Source organism: Gammaproteobacteria bacterium (assembly GCA_013696315.1).
In the GTDB taxonomy this organism is placed as follows: domain Bacteria; phylum Pseudomonadota; class Gammaproteobacteria; order JACCYU01; family JACCYU01; genus JACCYU01.
The window spans coordinates 1-8,211 of sequence record JACCYU010000002.1 but is presented as its reverse complement, the minus strand read 5'-3'; the positions used below and the strand labels follow the sequence as shown (position 1 = coordinate 8,211).

Below are 8,211 nucleotides of genomic sequence, written 5' to 3'. Positions count from 1 at the left end.
CGAGGTAGAAAGAGAGCGGTGGCGCATTTCTTTGACCAGCCGATACTGAACTCGCCTTACAACTATCCGTCCCGCCACGGGGAGCTGGATAAGGACGGTCAGCCGACACAACAGATCAAGGAAAGTCGCCGTCGCGCTGAGTTCATCACTCCAATCCCTAAACCCCGCAAGCGCAAAGGCTCGGGTCACCAGTCTCAACTCGTTTTCGAGGAAGGCAAGGGTCTCTCCACACCGGAACAGCAATACGCCCACACCGCGATAATTAACGGCATACGCCAGCAGGTGGATCAGTGGCGAAACCTGCCGAATCCAAACCAGTGGCGCGTCACCCCCGAAACCGCGCGTTTGTTGCAACACTGGCGGCATCACGCTTTTGGAGCGATCCGGCCTTTTTTCTGCCAGATCGAGGCGGTTGAAACCGCGATCTGGGTAACGGAGGTCGCACCGCATCTCGGTAAGGCGAGCGCCAGTGTGCTTGAACATCTGGCCAATGCCAACCACGATGCCAACCCGGAGCTGATGCGTCTCGCCTTGAAATTGGCCACCGGCGCGGGCAAGACCACGGTCATGGCCATGTTGATTGCATGGCAAACGATCAATGCCGTGCGCCGGCCCAGTAGCCCGCGATTTACCCGTGGCTTTCTTGTCGTTGCCCCTGGGCTGACCATCAAAGACCGCTTGCGCGTCCTTCAACCCAACGACCCGGACAGCTATTACCGGAGCCGCGAGTTGGTTCCCAGCGACATGATGGGCGATCTGGAACGGGCCAAGATCATCATCACCAACTACCACGCCTTCAAGCGCCGCGACCGGATGGAGCTTTCCAAGGGCGGGCGGTCGCTGCTTCAAGGGCGTGGCGAAGCATTGAACACCCTCGAAACCGAAGGGCAGATGCTACAAAGGGTAATGCCTGACCTGATGGGCCTGAAGGGTGTCATGGTGGTTAATGACGAAGCCCATCACTGCTACCGCGAGAAGCCACTAAAAGACGCAGAGGGCGATCTCAAAGGTGATGACCGGAAAGAGGCGGAGAAGAATAACGAGGCGGTCAATCGCACGCTCGGCGTCGCCCGCGTCATCGACTTATCCGCCACCCCGTTTTTCCTGCGCGGCTCGGGCTACGCGGAAGGCACCTTGTTCCCGTGGACTATGAGTGACTTCTCGCTCATGGATGCCATCGAATGCGGCATCGTCAAACTGCCGCGCGTACCGGTAGCCGACAACATCACGGGTTCAGAGATGCCGATGTATCGAAACCTGTGGGAGCACATTCGCACGAAGATGCCAAAAAAGGGCCGCGGCAAGGCCGAAGGACTGAATCCTCTGGACTTGCCGCCACAACTGCAAACCGCGCTGGATGCGCTCTATGGGCACTATGCGAAGACGTACGATCTGTGGGAACAGGCCGGCGTGCGCGTTCCACCCTGCTTCATCGTGGTATGTAATAACACCTCCACGTCGAAACTGATTTACGACTACATCTCGGGCTTCAATCGTTACAACAAGGACGGTTCAAGCCAGCTTGAAAATGGTCGCTTGCCGCTGTTTCGCAACTTCGACGATTACGATAATCCGCTTGGCCGGCCCCGCACCCTGTTGATTGACAGCGAGCAGCTCGAATCCGGAGATGCGCTGGACAAGAACTTCAGAACTATGGCGTCCGATGAGATCGATCGCTTCCGGCGCGAGATGAATGACCGTGGCGACTGGCTGAAGGCGCAGAAAATTACCGATCAAGACCTGCTGCGCGAGGTGATGAACACAGTGGGCAAACAGGATCGGTTGGGCGACTCCATCCGCTGTGTCGTCTCGGTATCGATGCTGACCGAGGGCTGGGACGCCAACACGGTGACGCATGTACTGGGCGTGCGGGCCTTTGGCACGCAGCTTCTTTGCGAACAGGTCATCGGTCGGGCGCTGCGCCGCCAGTCCTATGAATTGAACGATGACGGCCCGATTAAGGGTTTGTTCAGTGTCGAATACGCGGACGTACTGGGGATTCCGTTCGACTTTACAGCCAAGCCGGTGGCGGCGCCTCCACAGAAGCCGCGCGAGACCATCCGGGTCAAGGCTGTGCGTCCCGAGCGCGATCTGCTCGAAATCCGGTTCCCGCGCGTAGAAGGATACCGCGTGGAGCTGCCGGAGGATCGGCTTACCGCTGACTTCAATGACGACTCCACGCTTGAGCTAACGCCAGATCTGGTTGGCGCCACCGAAACTCAGAACTCAGGCATCATCGGTGAAAAGGTGGACCTTAATCTCGTGCACACCGGTGACGTTCGACCTTCGCAGGTACTCTATGAACTGACATCTCATCTGGTATTGACGAAATGGCGCGATGACGACCAGCAACCGCAGCTCCAGCTTTTTGGACAGCTCAAACGAATCGCGCGTCAGTGGCTGGATCACCATCTGGTCTGTAAAGGCGGGACTTATCCCGCGCAGTTGAAATACAAGACGCTGGCCGACATGGCCTGCGAGCGTATTACCGCCGCGATCACGCGTTCACACGTGGGAAATCGCCCCATAAATGCCGTGCTTGATCCCTACAACCCCACAGGCTCCACCGCCCACGTCAATTTCAACACCTCCAAAACCGATCGCTGGGAAACGGACGCCCGCCGTTGTCATCTCAACTGGGTCGTCCTCGACAGCGACTGGGAAGCTGAGGTCTGCCGTGTGGCAGAGACGCATCCTCGGGTGAAAGCTTACGTCAAGAATCATAACCTCGGCCTGGAAGCGCCGTACCGCTACGGCTCCGAGACGCGCAAGTATCTGCCCGATTTCATCGTGTTAGTGGATGATGGCCATGGCGACGACGATCTGCTGCACCTGATCGTCGAGATCAAAGGCTACCGACGCGAAGACGCGAAGGAAAAGAAAGCCACCATGGAGACGTACTGGGTGCCGGGGGTAAACAATCACGGTGGATATGGCCGCTGGGCGTTTGCCGAGTTCGCCGATGTCTACCAGATCGAGTCGGACTTCAAAGCGAAGGTCGAAAGCGAGTTCAATAGAATGATCGAGTCGGTCGTCGCTCAGGCAGTGGCTCAGGAATAATAGTTATGGCAAAGAGATCGACAGCCAAGACCATCGAAACGCTCCAACACGAAGAGGCTAAGCGTAAGAATATTCCCGCGGCGGAATATCAGTCGGTGATGCGGAAGGACGAGCAAAGCCCCGTACGCGTGGCTTATGAACGGCGGGATCGCGACCTCGATCCGCAACGCGTCTGGCGCGGTAAGGATGGAAAAGACTGGAGCGACTTGGGCGTGCACGCCCCGCCGCTCTACATTCAGGAAAAGGTGCACCCTAAGGTGCTCATCGACGATCTGTTGAGCGAGACGCGGGAGCGCGAGCACGAGGCCGGGCAGCTCACGCCCGACCTCTTCGCTGACTTCAACAGCATTCCTAAGGGTGTGGACAGAACCGAGTTCTACCAGCACGATCAGAACTGGAGCAACCGCATGATTCTCGGCGACTCGCTGCAAGTGATGGCGAGTCTCGCGGAACGCGAGGGCTTGCGCGGCAAGGTGCAGTGCATCTATTTCGATCCGCCCTACGGCATCAAGTTCAACAGCAACTTCCAGTGGTCCACCACCAGCCGCGACGTGAAGGACGGCAACGCCGGCCACATCACCCGCGAGCCGGAGCAGGTCAAAGCCTTCCGCGACACCTGGCGCGACGGCATCCACAGCTACCTCACCTATCTGCGCGACCGCCTCACCGTCGCCCGCGATCTGCTCACCGATTCCGGTTCCATCTTCGTGCAAATCGGCGATGAAAATGTCCATCGCGTCCGCGCGGTGTTGGATGAAGTGTTCGGGGAGGATAACTTCATCGGCCTAATCCTCTTCAAGAAAACCGGCGGACTCACGACCAACTTTCTAGCTTCGATTGGCGACTACCTCCTTTGGTATGGTAAATCAAAGCCTGCCACGAAATTCCGATCGCTCTATCTCCGAAAAATACCGGGCGGAGTCGGAGCAACACAGTTTAAGTATGAATTGCTCGATGACGGCTCGATTGAGGAAGTCGGGTTCGAGCGCGTTAACCGGCTACCACCGGACAAGGCGATTTCCCACGACAACATCACTTCGCAGGGTAACGCGCCCTACGAATATGTTCATCACGGCAAGTCTTACATTAAGGGATACAAGCCGTCGCCGACCAACCTCGCTAGAGTTGATCGCGCAGGCCGCTTTATAGCCCTTGGACAAACTCCACGCTACATTCGCAAGCTTTCGGATTTCAGCGTCTTCGCGATCAACGAACTCTGGGACGATCTTTCCATAAGCGGGTTCGCCGATCCCAAGGTTTACGTTGTCCAAACAGCCACTGCGGCCATTCAACGCTGCATCCTCATGGCCACCGATCCCGGCGATCTCGTGCTCGACCCGACCTGCGGTTCCGGCACCACCGCATATGTCGCCGAGCAATGGGGCCGGCGCTGGATCACGATTGACACTTCGCGCGTGGCGTTGGCGCTGGCCCGTGCCCGCATCATGGGTGCGCGCTATCCGTTTTACCTGCTGGCCGATTCTCGCGAAGGCCAGGTCAAGGAAGCCGAAGTCACCCGCACCGCGCCGAGTTCGCAGCCTGTGCGCGGGAACATCCGCCACGGCTTCGTCTATGAGCGCGTGCCGCACATCACCCTCAAGTCCATCGCCAACAACTCGGAGGTCAACGTGATCTGGGACAAGTGGCAGGCGAAGCTTGAGCCGCTGCGCGAAGAACTCAACAAAGCGGTCGGCAAAAAATGGGAAGAGTGGCAAATCCCGCGCGAACTACACTCCGATCGCCCTGAGCCTGTCGAAGGGCGTGCTTCGACCGTTCGACAAGCTCACGCCTCAGCACGAACGGCAGATGAGATTCATGCCGAATGGTGGCAAGCGCGCATCGCCCGGCAGAAGGAAATAGACGCCTCAATCGCCGCCAAAGCCGAGTTTGAATACCTCTACGACAAGCCCTACCCCGATAACAAGAAGGTGCGCGTAGCCGGCCCCTTCACCGTCGAGAGCCTTTCGCCGCACCGCGTGCTCGGCGTGGATGAAAACGACGAATTGATCGACCCGAGCGTCGCCGAGAGCAGCGACGATTATGGCGCGAAACAAACGTTCCCGCAGATGATCCTGGAGAACCTCAAGACCGCCGGCGTGCAGCAGGCCCACAAGGAGGGCAGGATCACCTTCACGGCGCTCACCCCCTGGTCCGGCGATCTGGTCTGCGGCGAGGGCCGTTACCTGGAAGGGGACACGGAGAAGCGGGCGGCCATTTTAATCGGCCCAGAGTTCGGCACTGTTACGCGTCCAGATCTGGTAGCCGCCGCGCGCGAAGCCGGCGATGCCGATTTCGACGTACTTATCGCTTGTGCATTCAACTATGACGCGCATTCAGCGGACTTCGACAAACTGGGACGCATCCCGATACTTAAAGCGAGAATGAACGCCGACCTGCATATGGCGGATGATTTGAAGAACACTGGCAAGGGCAACCTCTTCGTCATCTTCGGCGAGCCGGACATCGACATTCTGGAGGCCGAAGACGGAAAAATCCCGGGTGAAGATCAACGGCGTGGACGTGTTCCATCCCAACTCCGGTGAGGTGCGTAGCGACGGCGCCGACGGCATCGCATGCTGGTTCATCGATACCGATTACAACGAGGAGAGCCTCTTCGTCCGGCACGCCTACTTCCTCGGTGCCAACGACCCGTACACAGCCCTCAAGACCACTCTCAAAGCCGAAATAAACGAAGAAGCCTGGGCCACTCTCAACAGCGACACATCTCGCGCCTTTTCCAAGCCGAAGTCCGGCCGCATTGCCGTGAAGGTGATTAATCACCTGGGTGACGAGGTGATGAAGGTTTTTGCGGTTACCTGATGGACGCGGAAGAGCAAAAGAGGTTGTACTTGGCAAAGATCAAGGCGCAGGGAAGATCCAGCCCTGCCGACAGACACTGGCAAGACTTTTATCAGTTTCTTCTACACCATCAGCAAGAACATGCTGGAGAGAAGCCACCTATCCCACTGATCCTCGCCGCGTCTGGCGCGTCAGACCGAGCGAAGCACGATCGGCTTTCGCGTCAGTTAGACTGGGCGATTGCGAACAACTGCTTTGAGGCAGCGATTCCTGAAAAATTTGGATGGCGATCAATGGAACATTGAGGACTGGGATAAGGACTTCTACTGGTCATAGGACTGTGTGACGCAAATGGAATTTCGCATAGCCGACACCTTCACCGACAGCCTCACGAAGCTGACTGGTCAGGAACAGAAGGCGGTCAAGACCACCGCGTTCGATCTGCAACTCGATCCCGCGAGTCCGGGGATGAAATTCCACAGGCTGGAACGCTCCAAGGATCGTAAGTTTTGGTCAGTGCGCGTGAACGACAACATCCGGCTGATCGTACACAGGACGACCACGAGCCTGTTGCTGTGCTATGTCTGGCATCACGATAAAGCTTACGCTTGGGCCGAACGGCGCAAGATCGAGCAACACCCCAAAACCGGCGCGGCGCAGTGGGTCGTGGTGCCCGAACGGGCGGAAATCATTAGACACTATGAGCGCGTTACAGCGACTCCTCTGCCGAGTTCAGTCAAACCCCGCCTATTTGCCCCGGTGCTGGATGACGAGTTGTTAGGCTACGGTGTTCCGCCAGAGTTATTGGACGCGGTTCGGTATGCCGGCGAGGATACGCTTTTTGACCTAATTGATCGCCTGCCGCAAGAAGCGGCGGAGGCACTGCTCGAACTTGCCACAGGAGGCAAACCCACGATACCTGCCGTTGTGCCGGCGACGGCCGACCCTTTCAAGCATCCCGACGCCCAACGCCGATTCCGAGTGATGGCGAATATGGAGGAACTCGAACGGGCGCTGGAGTTTCCGTGGGAGAAGTGGACGGTCTTTCTACACCCGGCACAGCGTCAAGTTGTCGCGCGCAGCTACAATGGCCTGGCACGCATCTCGGGTTCGGCAGGTACCGGCAAGTCAGTCGTCGCGCTACATCGTGCAGCGCACTTGGCGCGGGGGCATCCGAATGCGCGTGTGCTGCTGACAACCTTCTCGCAAACTTTGTCCGACCTGCTAAAGTCAAGCTTACACGCCTCGTCGGCAACGAACCTCAAGTCAATGGCAGGATCAGCGTCTCCCCAATGCCCGGTGTTGCAATGGAGCTTTTTGCGAAGCTATTCGGAGCACCGCAGATTGCTTCGATAGTGGAGATGAAGTTATTCCTAAATGAGGCGTTACGGACGGTAAGGGAGCAGCGATTCTCACAGTCTTTCTTGCTCGGCGAGTGGACAGATGTTGTGGATGCGTGGCAGCTCAAGACTTGGGATACCTATCGTGACGTGGCGCGCCGCGGACGTAAGACGAGGCTGGGGAGCAAGCAGCGCGAACAACTGTGGACGATCTTTGAACAGGTTCGGGCCAAGCTTGACCAACGAGGACTCGTGACTTGGCCGGAGATATTTGGTCGCATTACTGAGCATCTCTCGCGCGTTCAGGATAGGCCCTTTGACTTTGCAGTGATCGATGAGGCGCAGGATATGGGGATTGCAGAGGTGCGATTCTTGAAGGCGCTAGGGTCCACACGCGCGGATGGCTTGTTCTTTACCGGTGATCTGGGCCAACGCATATTTCAGCAACCATTCTCTTGGAAGTCGCTCGGCGTCGATGTGCGCGGACGATCGCATACGCTTCGAATTAACTATCGCACTTCGCACCAAATCCGCAGTCATGCGGATCGCCTGCTTTGCATCGCTTGCGGACGTAGACGGCATTGAAGAGCGCCGCCGCGGAACAGTGTCGGTGTTCAATGGACAAGCGCCATCAATTGAAGTCTTCGATGACTCTGCTCAGGAAACCGCCGCGGTTGGACTTTGGATTTCGGTGCGTTTGACGGAAGGTATTCAACCGGAAGAGATTGGCGTGTTCGTCCGCTCGGAGCCTCAATTGGAACGTGCAATAGCAGCAATTAGGGCTGCCGGGATCGCCGCCATACCGCTTAAAGACAGGGTAGAGATAGAGCCTGGCCGAGTCGTGGTCGGCACGATGCACTTAGCAAAAGGACTCGAATTCCGAGCTGTGGCGGTGATGGCCTGTGACGATGAGGTGATTCCCCTTCAGGATCGTATCGAGTCGATCGCCGATGAGGCCGATCTTGAGGAGGTTTACAGCACGGAACGTCATCTCCTGTATGTCGCCTGCACC

At 57.6% G+C, this 8,211-nt stretch carries 1 protein-coding gene and 2 pseudogenes; all 3 read left to right on the top strand.

The annotated features are described in order from the left end of the window. Nucleotides 1–18 precede the first annotated feature (18 nt). The 3 genes and pseudogenes from H0V34_00060 to H0V34_00050 all read left to right on the top strand — a co-directional run bounded on the left by H0V34_00060 (nucleotide 19) and on the right by H0V34_00050 (nucleotide 8,211). On the top strand, nucleotides 19–3,060 hold the full coding sequence (locus H0V34_00060; GenBank protein ID MBA2490149.1) for a DEAD/DEAH box helicase family protein: 3,042 nt from the start codon (nucleotides 19–21) through the stop codon (nucleotides 3,058–3,060). Nucleotides 3,061–3,065: 5 nt separating this feature from the next. Then, a pseudogene (locus tag H0V34_00055) lies at nucleotides 3,066–5,880 on the top strand (site-specific DNA-methyltransferase). Between the two features lie 330 nt (nucleotides 5,881–6,210). Continuing rightward, nucleotides 6,211–8,211, top strand: a pseudogene (locus tag H0V34_00050) (AAA family ATPase).